This window comes from Achromobacter sp., assembly GCF_050285565.1.
Lineage (GTDB): Bacteria > Pseudomonadota > Gammaproteobacteria > Burkholderiales > Burkholderiaceae_B > Achromobacter.
The window spans coordinates 15,021-31,579 of the sequence record NZ_JBLZXG010000003.1 but is presented as its reverse complement, the minus strand read 5'-3'; the positions used below and the strand labels follow the sequence as shown (position 1 = coordinate 31,579).

The 16,559-nt window shown below is 53.5% G+C and carries 7 protein-coding genes; 3 read left to right on the top strand and 4 right to left on the bottom strand.

Annotated elements, in window-relative coordinates; genetic code table 11:
- Window positions 1-798 precede the first annotated feature (798 nt).
- From ACN6O8_RS06140 to ACN6O8_RS06125, 4 genes are all read right to left on the bottom strand, one after another.
- Window positions 799-5,661 (bottom strand): RHS repeat-associated core domain-containing protein, encoded by a 4,863-nt coding sequence (locus tag ACN6O8_RS06140; RefSeq protein ID WP_427990187.1) that lies wholly within the window; start codon window positions 5,659-5,661, stop codon window positions 799-801.
- Window positions 5,662-5,679: 18 nt separating this feature from the next.
- Window positions 5,680-8,298, bottom strand: coding sequence for an Ig-like domain-containing protein (locus ACN6O8_RS06135; RefSeq protein WP_427990186.1), 2,619 nt, complete (start codon window positions 8,296-8,298; stop codon window positions 5,680-5,682).
- Window positions 8,299-9,315: 1,017 nt separating this feature from the next.
- The gene (locus tag ACN6O8_RS06130; RefSeq protein ID WP_427990185.1) at window positions 9,316-11,601 is read right to left on the bottom strand and encodes an ATP-binding protein; all 2,286 of its coding nucleotides are present in this window, start codon (window positions 11,599-11,601) and stop codon (window positions 9,316-9,318) included.
- Entirely contained in the window at window positions 11,598-12,422 is an 825-nt protein-coding gene (locus tag ACN6O8_RS06125; protein ID WP_427990184.1) for a response regulator transcription factor, read from the bottom strand. The genes ACN6O8_RS06130 and ACN6O8_RS06125 overlap by 4 nt, the downstream gene beginning before the upstream one ends.
- A 552-nt stretch (window positions 12,423-12,974) precedes the next feature.
- Here ACN6O8_RS06125 and ACN6O8_RS06120 point away from each other — a divergent pair.
- The 3 genes from ACN6O8_RS06120 to ACN6O8_RS06110 are packed head-to-tail and all read left to right on the top strand — an operon-like array spanning window position 12,975 to window position 16,361.
- Window positions 12,975-14,504 carry an EAL domain-containing protein gene (locus ACN6O8_RS06120; protein ID WP_427990183.1) on the top strand — a complete coding sequence of 510 codons (1,530 nt, stop codon included), beginning with the start codon at window positions 12,975-12,977 and terminating at the stop codon, window positions 14,502-14,504.
- Between the two features lie 36 nt (window positions 14,505-14,540).
- Window positions 14,541-15,368 (top strand): response regulator, encoded by an 828-nt coding sequence (locus ACN6O8_RS06115; RefSeq protein WP_427990182.1) that lies wholly within the window; start codon window positions 14,541-14,543, stop codon window positions 15,366-15,368.
- 18 nt (window positions 15,369-15,386) lie between these two features.
- A complete protein-coding gene (locus ACN6O8_RS06110) occupies window positions 15,387-16,361 on the top strand; it encodes a response regulator transcription factor (protein ID WP_427990181.1) in 975 nt (324 codons plus the stop codon).
- Window positions 16,362-16,559 lie beyond the last annotated feature (198 nt).

The following is a 16,559-nucleotide window of genomic DNA, read 5'->3' as shown; positions in this document are numbered from 1 at the left end:
ATGAGACGGTTGTGAGTATGGGCCCCAGCGCTGATAGGTCACTGTCGTAACCCATTTTCCAACACCTATCCCCATCTCGCATATCGATCAATTGGCCCTGCGAGAGTATCAAGTACACAGTCTTTGCGTACGGGCTGTCCGGCCAGATTGAGAGTTCTACATCTGCGTCGCCATGGTACGTAACGCTTAGTACTCTACTGCCACAGCTGTCTACGGCGGACGTTAGGCGATACCCCTTACCGCTCGCTTCCCACGAAAAGTAAACCGCCGCGCCATTTGGGCCGTGCCAGGCCGTGGGAACCTTAACTGGGTAAGCATTCGCACTGCCACTCAGTATTTCAACTATACCGCCAGCGTGCCATACCTGATAAGCCGTGTCCCCTAGCTTCGAAAATTTCAACCACGGACTTTTTGTCTGGCTTAGAGGTAGCGGCCCTGAAATCTCGTCGGCGGCAACGACGAACCGCTCGCCCGATCCAGACCTCAACTCCTTGTCCCTTCGATCGTAAGTACTCCAATGCAGAAACCACCCTTGACCGAACCCCAGATCCTCTGTGGAAAATGCTTGGTATCCCAATGTTAATTCCAGGACGGGCCCATTCAACAGCCCCGTGGGGGCGGAAGCAATATGTAGCGCCGCGTTATAAGATCCCGTCCGTGGGTCTACGCCAGAGCAAGCCTTCGAAAGGAAATTGCCAGCCTGAGTAAATGGCATTCTTAGGACTTTCCGAACGAGCGGAACATGTTTAGTGTGCTACCGGTCTCATACGGTGAAACTAGTAGCGCCAATGCCTTCGCTCAATTTCCGCCGCGCCGCTTGTCGGGGTTGCTCGAGCGGCGACTCGCAGAGCCTTTCTCCTTTTCCCCACGTCTCGCCGTCGAGTGGTGTTCGGCTCCGAACGCAGAGTCCGTCGGGCGCGGAAATCTCGCGGCATTTGTCGGCGAAGGCCTGGAACTGGAACTGGAACTGGAACTCGCACCCCTACGCGGAATATAAAAAACCTCGACTCGATCCGAAAAGTGGACAGAACGATTGTCAGCACGGCTGGAAGGATGGGTGGAAGGCGCCTTGTCGCCACTAGAGCGGGCAACTGGAGGCAGGTCAGCGCCTGACCCAACCATCACCTCCGCCGGCCCCTCAATGCGTTGAAACCGCACTTCCCCGGAGATAGGTTCCGAAGCCAACGATTCTGGTTCCTTGTCAGTAACGATCTCCTCCACGCTCGAACTCTCTTTTTTCGATGAAAAACGCGATTTTATGCCTCTGCCCACCCTCGGCACTCCATATCTAATGCCACCGTAACCACCGACCGCTAGTGTGGCTATACCCAATCCTATCCCGACCCAGTCTAGAATTTGCGCCGTCTCAGCTTTCCCATTATTTTTTTCCACCGGATTGCCATTAGAATCGTACGTGATAAAGGCCTGTGCCCCATCGCCTTCGATAACTGCGCCAATAGACGCCGCCGAACCCGCAATACTTAACCCAATTGCGCCAACCGCTAGGGCCGTAACCAAGGGAGTCGCAACACCCAGGGTGGCAACCTCCAATACTATCGCGACCGTTAGCGCCAACACCGTACCGGCAATCTGTATCCATGCCCTCGTACTCAAATGCCCAGAAGGATCACTGCGGTTAATTGGGTCCCCCTCACAATACGCGTAGGCATTGACCCCACCCGCTCCGAACGGGCTCCAAGCGTCGGGGCTGGTAAAGCGCATGAGGGTCGGACTGTAAACTCGATAACCGTTGCCCAAGTGATACCCTACCTCTCCGTCCAACAGTTCGCCGTTGTAGCCCAACAAAGCGCCCTGCGCATCGGCCGCGCGATAACCATACGGCGTATAGCCCAATACCGACGAAGCGTCTTCCGACTCCACTGCCACCACTGAAGACTTCACGTCGGTGGCAAGCAACAGTGTCTTTGCGTCCGACCGGCGCTGCGCAAGTACTTGACCAGCAATCCTTAAAAAACTCGTCACCGCCCCTGATTCGTCTAGCACCGCCGACACCGTGCCATTCTGATAGTAAAGCTCCCGCCGCGTGCCATTCGACCCCGTACGCAGTCGTAGCACATCCATCGCATCGTAGGCGTAGCTTATCGCCCCGTCCGCGCCACTCACCGACGTCAGCCGCCCGAACGCATCATAGGACAACTGCCGCCCCCGCTCATCGCGCACCATCCGGCCCGCCGCGTCATAGCGCAGCTCTGCATACGCAGGATAATCGGCATGTGTATGCCGGATCCACGTCAACTGGCAAGGATCCTCCGAATTATCAAAACCATAAGTCGCTTCATCCTCGCCGCCCTCAAATACTGTCCCGACAGACCTGATATTGCTCAGAGCGTCATACTTAAAAGTCTGCGATTGAAGCCGCTTGCCATGCACGTCCGTTGGCAGCTCCCGGCCCGTACACGCGTAGGTCACCAATCGGGTGCGCTCGTCATATCCGTATGTCTCTTCTCGCAGTAAATCGCCGTTCACATACGTACGACGCGCATGCAATGCGTCATTTTTGTCCCAATCCTGCTCGATCACCAACCGCAGCCCGCTCTTCGAATACGCCGTCTCTCGACGGATCTCGCGGTCAAAACCGTCAAACGACAGCGTGGTCTGCTGCGCACGATCACCGTCCTCGATTCGCCAACCCGACAAACGGCCATAATCATCGTATGACGCGCCCAGAACCAAGTCTCCAACCGTGCAACCGGTCGTACGACCATACTGATCGTAGCTAAATTTCCATTGCTCCCCGGCCTCCCCGGTATAGAGAGTCGGTAAGCCATCGAGTGAATAGCTATAACTCGAACTGCTCACGGAGGAAGACCAGTCCACGGCGTGCTCTATTAGGCGACCCCAGTCATCGTAGCGCATTTCCAACGCCGGTCCGCCCAAGGGAGCGGACTGCTGTGCGCTGACCATCGCCCCGAAGCGGTCATAGCTGTAGGTACGAGAAAAGTCCTTTCCGACCAATTCGCTGCGCGCCACTCGGTCATCTAATTCTGGAATATACGTATAACGAACTTTCTCGCCGGTCGGCTTCCAGACCTCATACGGTGAACGATAAGAACCACGATATAGGAATCGCTGCACCCGCCCCCCACTAGAAACCGAGGAGAGCCGCATTAGGCCATCATAAATCTGTGTGCCCAACAGATCTTTATTTACTCGGATACTCTGGGAGAAAGGTTCCGTAGTATGTATGGCGTATTCTCGAAATATCTCGGTTGTATCAGGAAGAATATGCTTGACCACTCGATCAAAGGCATCGTACTCGTAAGTGGTCGTGCGCCCTTGCGGATCCGTCTCGCTAACACGACGGCCGGCGCCATCATAGGTGTAAGACTCTGTGCTGACCACTTCTCCCTGAATGTCTACTCGGTTCGCGTGGCTCAACCGCAGATTCTTCGGATCGAATAGGAACGAATAACCTAATGTCCCATCTGGGCGACGTTGCCGCACCTGAAGACGAATAGGATCCTTGAACTGCTCAAAACACGAACCGTCGTTACATGACATGCGCCACTGCTGACCCCAATCGTCATACTCGAATCGCCAAATCTGTAGAAACGAGGCCTCTCCCTCTTGTGGGTCGACCCAATCACGGGTCTCCGTTTGACTTAGCGCCCCCCTGCTATCGTAGCTCCAGCGATTCAGCCATTCCCATTGGCCCCTGATTTGCCGCTGACGACTCAGTTTCCGACCCATGCCGTCAAACACGTGCCGCACAGTTTCGCCATACGGCGTGCTGCGGTCTTGGATTTCTCCGTCGCCATTTTCGTCTGACGAATAGACCGTACTCCATGTCCGTTCGTATGAAGTACCAGGTGCGACGGTGCGTGAAGTCTCCCTCCCATGGACGTCATAGGTAAATACAGTAAGCACGCCGCTTTGATCCAGAGTGCTGATGATACGACCTGTCGTAGTACTGCGAGTTAAACTACTTTTATCCGACTTGCCATCAAATCCAATTGCGGTCTGTTCGGTTGTCAGTACCGAATCATTCTGCGCGAGGATATATCGAAAGTGAACCGTGGTCGTACGTGCCTCTTCACCGCTATATAACGTATCCGTATAGAGCCGGGTACGGCCATGGTCGCTTGAGCTTGTGGTGTCTACATAAGCGTATTCGGTGCTACGGATTAAGACCTCATCCGCATATTCTCGAGTTTTTGCCGGAGCCACTCCGTACGTCATCGGCGACAGCGGATCATCGGCGTCGCCATCAACCGTCACCTTCGCATAAGTAAATTCCGCACGCCGCACCGGTGCGCCGCCCCCCTCGCCCGGCGTTACCGTGATCTGTTTAACGTAAATCCCTTTACCACCTAAATCCGGGGGACAAGCATCGCCGTCCCCACCCGCCGGATAATAATCCCACGTCTTCTGGGTACCATCTACGTAAAGATAGCGACGGATCTTGCCTGCTTCATCCCATTCCAAATCTTCCGATGCGCTCCGCATGTCGTCACCATCGGAATATACGGCGGTAACTTTCGTTACGCACTGAAAATTACTGGCCTGAGCATCGTAGGGCTTCGCAAGATCCAGATACCCATATTCGCTCAGCCTAGATCGAGAACACTTACCAGACGATACCGTCTCGCTGAGTAGCAAGTGATATTTATTGTACCGCCGCGTCGTGATGACATCCCCGAGAGCAGACACAAGCTTAAAGGAGGAGGCATAAGAGTATCGCTGGTCAGGGCAATTGTATAAATTATCCTCGCCACTTCGATAAACCTGCAGACCTGAGTCATAGCCAAGATAGTTAGTCTCGGTGAATTCTATCTCGTAGGTCAGGGGCTCTTGACCCAATCCAGCATCTTTGACAAATTTCACGACGTAAGGGACACGCTCACTGGGTACGCCCGGGGCGTTCGGATACCTATGCCCTTCTCTCGTGTACGTAGCAGTTTCCACTAGTCCTTGAGGGTGACGAATCTTCGTCAGCAGCGGCGGCGTCGGCGTGAGAGTATCATCGTAAAACAAACGCCAGATAAAATCGCCCTCCTTGATACTGATCAGCTTTCGTTGTGAAAAAACTAGTTGAAACACCCTCGCGTCTGGCGTTCCCGGCCAAATAGTGATCGTTGCCGAAGACTCGCCATCGTAAGCAGCCGCACACACCACCTGGCCCGCGGCATCCTGGCACCCGCTAAACCAATTGACATCACCGTTGGCCTCCCAGTCGAACGACAGCCGCATTCCATCGGCGCCGAACCACTTCTCGGGTACCTTTGTTGAATATGCACTACTACTGCCGCTCAAGATCTCTAGCGTTCCATCATCGTGCCAGGCCTGGTAGGCACTGTCTCCCGCGCGAATAAACTTAATGGAGCTTACCTTCGACTGATTTAAGGAAAGGGGGCCCTCGACGTTGTCGTTACCCACTACCAATTGCTCTCCTGATCCAACACTCAGAAGCTTGCTGGCTCGATCATAGACTGTCCAATTGAGCGACCATCCAAGGCCAAGCCCTACGTCCTGCTCGCTAAACGGCGAATAGACCAATGTGAGCGGAAAAGTCGGGCCCCGCAGGGTATTGGCTTCTATCGAAGCCAATTCCAATTGCGCGAAAAAAGCCCCTGTGCGAGGATTCACACTTGCTTGAAAGCGGTCGGTAAAGTTAGTGGCGTGAGAGTATGATTGCGACATAGCTTAAGCCCTATAAAATCACACAACGAGCGTCCACTCGTATATCGAGTCATTCGGAACATAGGGAAGCGTAAAAATACACCACGCAGGATATTGTTCCCCGCCCGACAGGCCGAAGTCACCAAACTTCCAGCACATGTACGCCCCTTTAGGTTCGTTATCTCTAGCCAAAACAGTCGTACCAAATTTCCAGAGTGGCTTGAAATACCACCCCAAATCATCAGACTTCCGACTCAGGATAAACGGACCGTTATCGGTTTCAGAATCAGCCTGCGTATGGCGAACAAAAAAATCCTCATAATTCAATATGTACGCTCGCTGATCAGCATAGGTCTCGTTATTCTTTGATTGGATCTGCCACCGAACCTCGCGCTTATTGAGCGAGAGAACCGGCCCGCCCATATACGCATCCAGTTTTTTATTATCATCCACCGTCAAGCTGCGGAATTCCAGTTCATTTTCTTCCTTTTCTTCCTTAAAGGCCACTTTCATTGTCACATCCATTGGCGGCTTGGCGGGACTCGTTGTGTCTCCATTCTGGATGAATCCGTCTCCCGCGTACTGCCATTTTTGGAGCGTCTCAGAAGAATAAATAGGTGGAAGACTCAGGGGATCCAAATGGATTTTGCCCTTATTACCATATTGATCAAAAATAACTAAATTTATCGGCCTATATATTTTGGCGTTGGTGCGACCATTAATATCGCCAAAACTCGCATAATACATAACCCTGCAACCAGCGGTCCCTTCCGGATACGTCACCGCTTGATCTCGCTGCGCGGGAGCGCCGACTTGGTAATCTCGTTTGCCATGCTCCGCCACTGGCAGACGATTATGGTCGTACAGATTCATAGGCCAGAAATATGCCCTGTAACTGTAAACCACATCGACTCGCTCGGCGAACACGTAGTCGCCTGCAAGACCTGCCCCCTCAGCCAAACAAACTTTGTACAGGCTGGGCGCATATGGCTTGGCTTGTGTGTCTTGAGAAAAATCGATGGCATATTCCCACATTCTCCAGAAATTTCCGGGGTGTTCCTTATCCCCTTTTTCCGAATATGGGGCGTCGTCTTTCTCGCCTTCATGAGCGTGGTGGGCTCCGGAGAAATTCAAATCCGCCACGGAATATCTATAGTTTGCCAACGGCAAGAACACGAGCGCGGCCATCTTTTCCTTGTACGTGCCGTCTATTGCGTTGTAAACGACAACTTCGTTCGGCTGCCTTACCTCCACCCCGATATTGATAGACATAAGCTGCTCTGCTTCTTCACAGGTCACGTAGAGAGTGAAATATGCCGCCCCCCCTGAAATGTAATTGCCTCCACCATCGGTGCCGCCGTCCTTACCTGCCCCCACCCGCTCGGTGTGGGTGGTTATATGCTTCTCGAATTCATTTGCATTCGTAGTGACTTGAATATTCTGCAATGGCGCCACGCCCAGAGCATCCGCGCTGTGATCGAAATCAATAAGGGAGACCGCGGCCATCACTTCATCGATAGTCGGGGCATCGCTATCCTGCACCAAGTGATCATTCCAATCCTTAAGCACCAACCTAAGGCGCAATTCTGCTTGGTGCAGGCCGTTTTTGAATATCGAGGCAGCTCGGATATTTCCAGCCCCGACGAAATGCAGCGATATATCGGACACTCCGGCCCATTTACCACCAAAAATGAAATCAGCCGTATCATGATAGCTCGCCGGGTTCGCTGCGGCCACGACCTGCACCGTGCCTTTGTCTATCGTTGTACTGGTAAAGCTAACGTGCGCATTCCCTGAGCTATCCGTGACACCGTGGACGAGGCCGTCGGAAGGCAATGGAGTGCCATCCGCCAACGCGACCCAATTCGGCAGCGTGAACACCACCTTGACGTCCGGCATTGCTTCATCGGTCTGTGCAGCCCGGACAGTCGCCGTCGCAGTAATCGGGCTTTTGCCGTCTGCGCGCGCCCCATGGGGCTTCACTGCTAGCACGATCTTCGGTACTGGTCGAGAACGGAATTGCGCACGTGTGCGGGGAGCAGACATATCCTCCACGGATATAAAAATGTATCCCAACTCCACCATCGTGGTCGTGAAGATCGCGCTAACGTAGCCGTCTGCATCCGTCAGCGCGACGTAGATCTTTCCGATCTGCGAGCCGTTTTCATCGACGAACTGCGCGGCGGTATCTACCAGCGACAAGCGCACGTGCTCATTTGCGACACCTTTGTCGCCCTGGAGCAGCTGTACGCGAAGCGTCATGAGGGATACGCCGTCAGCGAAACCATTGGAATCATCCACTATTGGATCGCCAAAATGCAATGGCACACCAGTAAAGGTGTAGGGCGCCTCCGCAAACGCCTCCATATCAGCATCCAACACCGCGGAGACATATCCCTCTTCTGGCACGGTATCGGTGAAGTTCTTTGTCACTCTGCCATCCGCCCCAGTGACGTCCGCCGTAGTCTGCGCATTTGAATCTGTAAACTGCGCATTGCCCTCTAGCTCGAATTTGAGCTTGGCGCCGGGCAAAGCGAAGCCGCCTTGCGTGACCGTCGCCTTCGCCTTGATGGCAGACTTACCATCCGCGATCTGAGAGTCCGGCGACAATGAGAGACTGACCTTAATCTCCGGGGACACGCTGGCCTCTTTATCCATTCACTTTTCTCCCTGTGGCAGCCAGGAGCGTGAGCAAAAGCGATCATGTACCATCCCAGCGAGGTCGGTAGCTTGCAAGTGTCACGCCCAAACAGGCTCGCGCGACTAGTGGCACCCCCCGTTTGGCTTGGGAATATCTTGCCTTGACCTGAGCGGCCACCTGTTTTGTTTATCCTCCAAAGACCTTTGAAGACATCACTTCTAGCCGAGCGCTTCCTCCCAGAGGCGAGCCATGTGCGAGAACTTGCCCGCAAATATATTGGCCGGGGCTCCGGCACATACTCATCGCCGCCCCCCCGGTTTTGGGAGCCCTACGTCGAACGTGGAGTCGGTTGTGGCAAGCGCCTCTTTATTTAATTATGATCGAGTCGGCACATCGTCAACTAGACGATACAGCTTTGCCTGGACGGCCACATCAATATCACCCATTTCCCTACTGCGAGCATATACCGTCGTCCATATACCCGGCTCGCCGTCACCATACACTTCCCTTTGCATCATTCCGCCACACTCCACACAGAGCCAAAGCTCTTGCTCTATGTTTGCACGATTTAGCAAGCTTCCATGTGGTGCAATGGACGAAGGCCGCCGTTCCAACAACAGACATTCACCACAATATTTCATCTGCAGTCATCCGGCAGTTCTTTATCGACGCAGACGTAGCATGCTAATAGCAGAACAGTGCCGCCGCCTCCACACAGGGCTACGACGACCTCAAAAGGCGAGTCAACCATTAGAACGAAAACAACCGTGAGAATCGCGGCTGCGAAAAAGCATACAAGCAGCAACTTGGACATAAAAATTCCTATCCTCGTAAGACGAACCGGCCAACGACGCACAGTAGTACGAGTTGGCGGCACATGCTTATGAGAATTTACCTGTATGTTTGACTGCGGCGCTGCCGGACTTCCTCCGGCACAACTGGCAGTACCTCAAGCCGAACGGGCTGCGCTCATCCGAAGCCAAAAGGCAAATACCTGGACTTCAGCTAAGCTTGGACGGTGGCGAGCACACGAATCAAGCTTCAATATCCATTTTTCGCGAAGTGGGAATTGCCAAAAGCCGACGTGCAGCGGCACTGATCACATTGAATTGCAGCCTTTCCGCTGCTGTACGCACCCATTCAAGAAAAGGCAAGAATCCATCAATTTCTTGTTGCATATCCACCCAGGTTAGAATGTCGCTATATCGGCAATCACTCGCATATGCAAGCAGCCTTTCCAACGCCGCGCGGCTTATTTTATTATCACCCCTCTCCGGCGCGACCTTTAAACCTTCCCGCCACGCACTGCCATAGGAAACCGGCAAACTCCACCGACCCGAGGTAGGAAATGTGCCGCGGAACGCAATTCTCGTTCCTTTTCCAACCGCACTTTTGATCGTGACGTTTGCACCCATCTCTTGCGCAATTCTGGTCGTGATGAACAGCCCCAATCCGGTGCTTGACCCCGCTGCGTTGAGAGTCGTATATGCGCCAAATATTTTTTTGGCATCGCGCTGTGCAATACCAATTCCCGTGTCTCGGACAGAAAATATCAGCGTCTCAGGAGCCGGGTCGTGTCCCTTCCGTGTTCCGAATACACACAATACAACAACCCCATCTCGCGTGAACTTCGCAGCGTTCGACAAAAGATTGGTGATTATTTGCTGCAGGCGTATGCGGTCAAGCTTTACATAACACGGAACATTGCGGACACGCACATGAAATCTATTGGCATTACTTTGGCAAAGCACCAACGCTATGCTCTCTATTTCATCGATGAATTTTGCCAAACTAATCCAATTGGCAGTAGCGGCCAACGGATGCCTATTTTCTCGTGAATAGCGGAGCAAATCGTCTATGAGGCGGAGTTGATAATCCACATTCTGGGAAATAACGTTTAGATCCGACGCCCAGTTTTCGCGCCTCTTTCGCTTTAGATTCTCAACATAGCCTGCTATTGTGGCCAGGGGCGCACGCAGATCGTGACTTACGTAACCGAGCAACTCTTGGAGTTCTTTATTACGCCTCCGGGCCAAACCAAGAGCCCCGTGAAGCGCTGCAGTACGCTCATGTACTTTGGATTCCAACCTGTCTCGCTCGAGATGTAGCAATGCCGTCACCCGCATTCGTGCTGCCTTCCTCTCGACCAGAGAATGTCTCACCCAGAACCCGAGTACTATGGAGTATGTCGTGAGGGCCGACACAGTCGTCGGCGTTCCAGAGGCCGCCCAACGATTAACTATTGGCGGCCACGGAGCGGGCCATCCCAACTCAGCGCCACGCAGAGCCACGTTGGCCACACAGAAAATCATAGTCACGGCAATCGGTAAAGTCGTAGCAACGCCCCCTTCCCTTGTCACCGAAAGCGCTTCAAACAGAATAAAAGCACAATAGACCAGTGTCAGCGGAAGTATAAGAGGGATGGCGGTGGCCGAAGACATTGTAAATGCCAGAGCTACAGCGGCTAATTGGCTGGCAAAGGCGATAATAGTGAGCGCTCCCCTTACTGAACCGAAGACGCCGCCGCCCACGATGAGTCTGCTTCTCCCTCCCGATGCGGACCAACAAAACAAACCAAGGAACAATGCCAGTGTACTGCCCAGGATCTGAGGACTACGCGCGTTCCATTCACCCCCGAGATTGGAAAATAGCCACAGACCGTATCCCCTCGAAGCTAACTCATGGAGCCCGCCGAGCACAGCAAGTGGCGCTAGCATCAACAACCGGCGATCGCCCAGAGCCACACCAAATGCCGCAACCGCAAGGCCCATCGCAAACAGCCCCCCGCCCAACGCACCGTCGCGCAAGGCCGAATTCTGTAGCCAATCCGTGTACTGCTGTTCCGAAAGAACCGTAACCCAGTCCTTCAGTGATACGCACGTACGGGCGACTACGTACACGACGACGGGATCATCCGCGAAGACATGCACGGGAATGGTTGGGACTCGGCCAGGCCAAGTCCACTGGTGCAAAGGAAGGGCTGACCCAGCAACTCCATCCTGCACCGTGCCGTTTCGCTCAACGAAAAATCGAACACGCTCAACCCGCGATGAGCCAAACACAATGCGAAATTCGCCAGCGCTAGCGAAGCGTATCCTTAACCATGATGGACTCGACCCGCATCCAGGGTTTGGACGTATAACGCGAGTGCCAAGATCAATCTCACCAAACAGACGTTTAGCTTGATCTACAGTCATCGTGCCGGAAGGATCAGGCAGATAGTCGATCTGTGCCGCCCTGGCTAACTGCCCTGAATGCGCCAAAGCCCATAAGGCCAGGCAAAATAGCCACGCAAGCCCATGTAAGTGTCGCCGCCTCATACGTTCCGATCAGCGGAATGACTCGTCTTTTCCCCTCCCCATCGGAATGCGCTCGGCGACATTCCTGTATATGTTCGGAACGAAGTGGAGAAATTGGCATTACTGGAGTAGCCGAACTCTTCAGCAATATCAGCGATCGGTAGCGATGTCGTGGACAACAAGCGCTTAACCTCCTTCATTCGAGCATCTTTTATATATTGAGAAGCCGTCACCCCGGTGGTTTTTCGGAAAGCATGGTTTAAAACTCGCACTGTCACGTTGAACTTATCCGACAACACCTCTGCCGTCATATCAATGCGCAAATTCGTCCGCAGAAAATCGCAGCAGGCACCTACAAGCACCTCTTCGGAGCTTCGCATAACGGCACGGTCCTGATCAATTTGACCCGACCGTTGGTATGTGTGAATACGGATACGCGCGACGATTTCATCCGGGATAAACGGTTTGGTCACATAATCCACGCCCAACGGCCCAAGCGCCTCCAGTTTCGTTTCTGGATCGCTCATCGACGTCAAGTATATTATCGGTATGCTCGCAGTAGCCGGATCGGATTTTAACAACCTGCCCGCAACGATTCCGTCCATTCCCGGCATGCAGACATCCATGACGATAAGATCTGGCCGCAGCGCCAAAGCGCGGTTGTATGCGCGCTCACCGTCATATGCCAAGGTGATGCGATAACCCTCTCGGCGCAGGACCTCTATCAGCAATTTGACGTCAGCAACGTTATCATCCACAACCAAAATATGCTGGGCCCCACTTTCCAACTGTGCGCCCGAGCTCCGTTCAAGATGTGGCATCAAAGAATTTTCCGTACTCATTCAACCACCTAAAGATCTTGGTACATAAAGTTGAACCGATCCTAACCTTCATGATTGGCTCACTCGTGCCTGCTAGCAAACCCAGTGGCGCTCTCGTCAATCCCATCATCGCCAACCCGAGTCTGCACCTCTCCCACACAGGTCTATCAACCACGCGGAGTCGCCCGCTTTCCGGCGAGAACGTACGCTCGTCCCGGGCACCCTTGGCTGTATGCGGTACCTCAATCGCGCAAGCGTGAGAACCAACTCTTGAAAATGCCTCGCGAACCATCAAACACCAAAACGCCCAGACTTTAATAAGTCTAGCCTCGATACTCAACGGCGAGTTTTGCGACCAAGCAAGTACCTTTGAGTTTCGACATCCGCAGCAGTGAGCACTCGGCTCTCGGCTGCAATACCAAGACGAGAGCATTAGCAGATTGCGGCTCGAATGCAACCCCGTCGCAGCGCAGGCCCGCCTCGCGCAAAAGAAGCCGTCATATTTCCAAAGGTCATTTTCTAGCGGAGCGCTAAAAATAGATCTCCGGCTGAGATTAACGATAATGAGGATCGATGCACCGAAAACCGATAGATACAGCAAAGAGAAACAACCGCTTCGCCCATGCGATATCGGGGCTTATCGCCTGCTTTATCACAATTTTCATATCAGTCGCCGGGCTCGTTTGGTACGCACAGTCAGCACTTACCAAAGAGGCGGAGCGTAGCGCGACGCGAGTATTAACACAAATCGAACTCATCCTTCGCAATGCGCAGCAAGCCGCCACAGACGCCACCACATTAATAAACAAGGATTGCATCTCGGTACTATTACAATTGCGCAAGATAGTGCAGGCGACGCTGTATGTGCGATCGATAAATCTGTTTCGCGACTCGACCGATCTGTACTGCTCGTCATTGGTCGGCCCCTTGTCAGAAAAAACTGAAGGTTCGGAGTTTGTTGACGGCCGGCTACAACTGTTGCTAGGGAACCCGATCACCCCTCTAACCCCCCTAGTTGTCTACCGCCATTCCAACCACCACAGCGGCGTTCTCGTGGGAATCGATGGTCGACATATAACGGGTCTTATCGCCATGCTCCATGGAGACTCTCGAACGCGGGTCATGATCGGGGATAGAGCGATCGGGGATGGGGCCGTTCCGCTAGGCCGGACCATCGCACAAGGCACGGCAAGATCTAGTGTGTGGCCAGTGGCGGTACAGACAAGCTACTCCATGACGAGCTTCCAGTCCCGGCTACGTGACGATTATTTAGGACTGTATATTCTCTTTATTCTCCTAGGATGCGCGTCTGGAATTCGAACTTATTGGTTCCTGGGGCGGTCGCCATGTCCAAAAGCCGAAATCGATCGTGCGCTATCTCAAGAAGAGTTTGTGCCGTATCTCCAGCCGATTGTCCGAGCGTCGGACCGTCGTTGGGTAGGGGCGGAGGTACTTGTGAGGTGGCATCATCCGCAGCAAGGCGTGTTGCCGCCGAGCGCATTCATAATGAGTGCGGAGGAGTCAGGCCAAATCGTTCCTATTACGATTTCCCTCATAGAGCAACTCATGATTGGCATTTCAGATGTGGACCTACCTCGAGGTTTTTTTCTGAGCCTCAACGTCACAAGCTCTCATTTCAACTCGGGGGCATTTCTTGACTGCTGCCGATCCTTCAAGGAAGTGCTTGGCAGACGCTCTATCGAGCTGTACCTCGAACTCACGGAGCGCAGCGTGTTCACAGCAGATCAAGATACGCTTGACGCATTCCGCTCCCTCCGTAAGTCCGGAGTGCAGTTCGCCATTGATGACTTTGGCACAGGCTACAGCAGCCTCGCCTATCTTCACCAATTCAAGATCGATGCAGTGAAGGTTGACCGAATGTTCGTCTCCAATTTAGGGGCCAACAGCCTTTCGCGGGAGCTTGTTCTCAACATACTTGACTTAGGCGAACGGCTAGGATTAAAAACTGTCGCGGAAGGAGTCGAAACGGAAGCCCAATGTTCCCTACTGCGCGGGCTTGGCGCGCACTTCCTTCAAGGCTACCTTTTCTCGCGGCCGTTGCCGCTTGCGCGTTTTCTCGCTCGTCTGCCCCGGAACGCCTAACGTCCGGTTAGCGGGCACATATGGAGGTCGCGTGACATGAAGACATCTCCCCGAATACTACTAGTCGATGACCGACCGGAAGATCTACGTTTGCTCATTCATATCCTAAGGCCAAGTAACTATGACGTCCTAATCGCCTTAGATGGCTGGCAAGGCATAAAGAGAGCCACTTCGAACCCGCCGGATCTGATTGTGATGGACATCTCGATGCCAGGTTTGGACGGCTTTCACACTATACAATCGCTTCGATCAAACCCTCTAACCACGGCAATTCCCGTCATATTCTTGAGTGTCAAGGACGACTTGAATGACCGTCTTACCGCCTTCGAACTCGGGGCGGTAGACTACGTGACGAAGCCATACGACGCCGAGGAAATGGCGGCACGAATTGAAGCGAGGCTTGATGCTCGCCATAGCCTCAGCATCGAGAACAATGAAACGACCAGTCAGACCCACGATGGTGTCATCGCCCAGGCAGCGCAACAATACATCCTGGCCCATCTTTCCGACCGTAAGCTGCCGCAAGCCGTCCGTTCTTTACTGGGAATCGGCGAAAAAAAACTAAATGCTATTTTTGTCCACGTACATGGAAAGAGCCTTCCCGCTTTCGTCAACGAAGCCAGATTGCAAAAAGCCATGAAACTTTTGACAGAATCTGAAATTTCCATAGGCGAGATTGCGGATCAGACCGGACATTCGTCTCCCGCCAATTTTACGACCGCCTTTGGTCAGAGAACTGGTGTAACGCCCGCCGTATACCGTCGCCTAAAGCGCCAATCCGGAAATACAGAAATTCAAATCGCGAGGGAAGAAAACCAAAATTCGCCATGCCCCCGTCCTCACAATATGGAGCAAAGTTCGTAACACCTGAGCCAATCCCGAATGCAACCGGACTTTTCATGCATTCGGCCTGCGATCTGTATTTCGTGCGATTCTCACGATGACACGGAGCGTTACAGCATGCCGGACGATCACATACCGTCGCGTTACGCCCCCTCTTCGAGACGGAGGTGGTCTTGGCCTGGACAAAGATACACAATTTCGATCATTACCGATCGGTTGTCCGCCCTCACCAACCTAAGAGAGTTCCTTCAGCGCCAACTTTTTCAAACCCAGCAGACAGGAGATGGGTGGGGAGGATACTTTCTAGCACAGGCATCGCCGCCGAACGTGGTCCTTATGGACTCCCATTTGAGTAACATGAGCGGACTCATGCTATGCCGCCTGTTCAAGCTGAACGGATTCACACGCGCGGTTCCAGTAATCATCGTTGCCAATGGGGACGAATGGAGCCCACACGAGGCATTTCGCGCCGGCGCGGCAGACTATATTCGGGATGACTGCCCACCAGCGGAGATTCTCGCCCGAATTCGCGTTCAACTCCAAGTAACGAGACGCCTGACTCCAACCGCTGGCATGGGCTGCGGAGAGCAACCGCGCTCTGAGGAGGCATTGTGGGAATCCGCAGTTCAACTCCTTACTCAGGATCGCGACATAAGCACCGTCAAGCTGCTCGCAAAGCGTTTGGGTACGAACGAACGTAAGTTGTCGGCTCTATGCAAGGCCCACAAAGGTATAACCATGCATAGATATATGGTGCGACTAAAGCTCTCCACTGCTAGCCGCCTGTTAGCGGAGACGACGATGCCAATCGCCGACATCGCACGGCATGCTGGCTTCCAGAGCCCATGCAACTTCTCAGTAGCATTCAGACAGTACGCTGGAACCTCACCCATAGCGTACAGATCGCAGCGTTCGAGCGTCCACTCAGGCATACCGTGCCCCACCGTGACAGGCCGGCCAGAAGGACGTAGCGGCCTAGCTGAACCCGTCTCATGTGTTGTTTCCAACTGCTAAACCGTTGTGCAGGCACTGCCTCGAATCATCCGCCAGACAAAGCTCCACACACGCTCGATCCAGGTTCGTGAAGAGCTGCTTGAGGCGGTATGTACGTATGAGTTGCAGCAGCCTTTCGTAGGATGACCTGCGCCCCCGCCAAAAGTGGCGGCTCCCAAATCCTCGACAAATGCCCCGCGATCGACCCGATCCTGGCCG

Excerpts from the sequence above, each read along its gene's own strand:
- ACN6O8_RS06140 (WP_427990187.1), bottom strand. The coding sequence starts at position 5,661 with ATGTCGCAATCATACTCTCACGCCACTAACTTTACCGACCGCTTTCAA.
- ACN6O8_RS06135 (WP_427990186.1), bottom strand. The coding sequence starts at position 8,298 with ATGGATAAAGAGGCCAGCGTGTCCCCGGAGATTAAGGTCAGTCTCTCA.
- ACN6O8_RS06130 (WP_427990185.1), bottom strand. The coding sequence starts at position 11,601 with ATGAGGCGGCGACACTTACATGGGCTTGCGTGGCTATTTTGCCTGGCC.
- ACN6O8_RS06125 (WP_427990184.1), bottom strand. The coding sequence starts at position 12,422 with ATGAGTACGGAAAATTCTTTGATGCCACATCTTGAACGGAGCTCGGGC.
- ACN6O8_RS06120 (WP_427990183.1), top strand. The coding sequence starts at position 12,975 with ATGCACCGAAAACCGATAGATACAGCAAAGAGAAACAACCGCTTCGCC.
- ACN6O8_RS06115 (WP_427990182.1), top strand. The coding sequence starts at position 14,541 with ATGAAGACATCTCCCCGAATACTACTAGTCGATGACCGACCGGAAGAT.
- ACN6O8_RS06110 (WP_427990181.1), top strand. The coding sequence starts at position 15,387 with ATGCAACCGGACTTTTCATGCATTCGGCCTGCGATCTGTATTTCGTGC.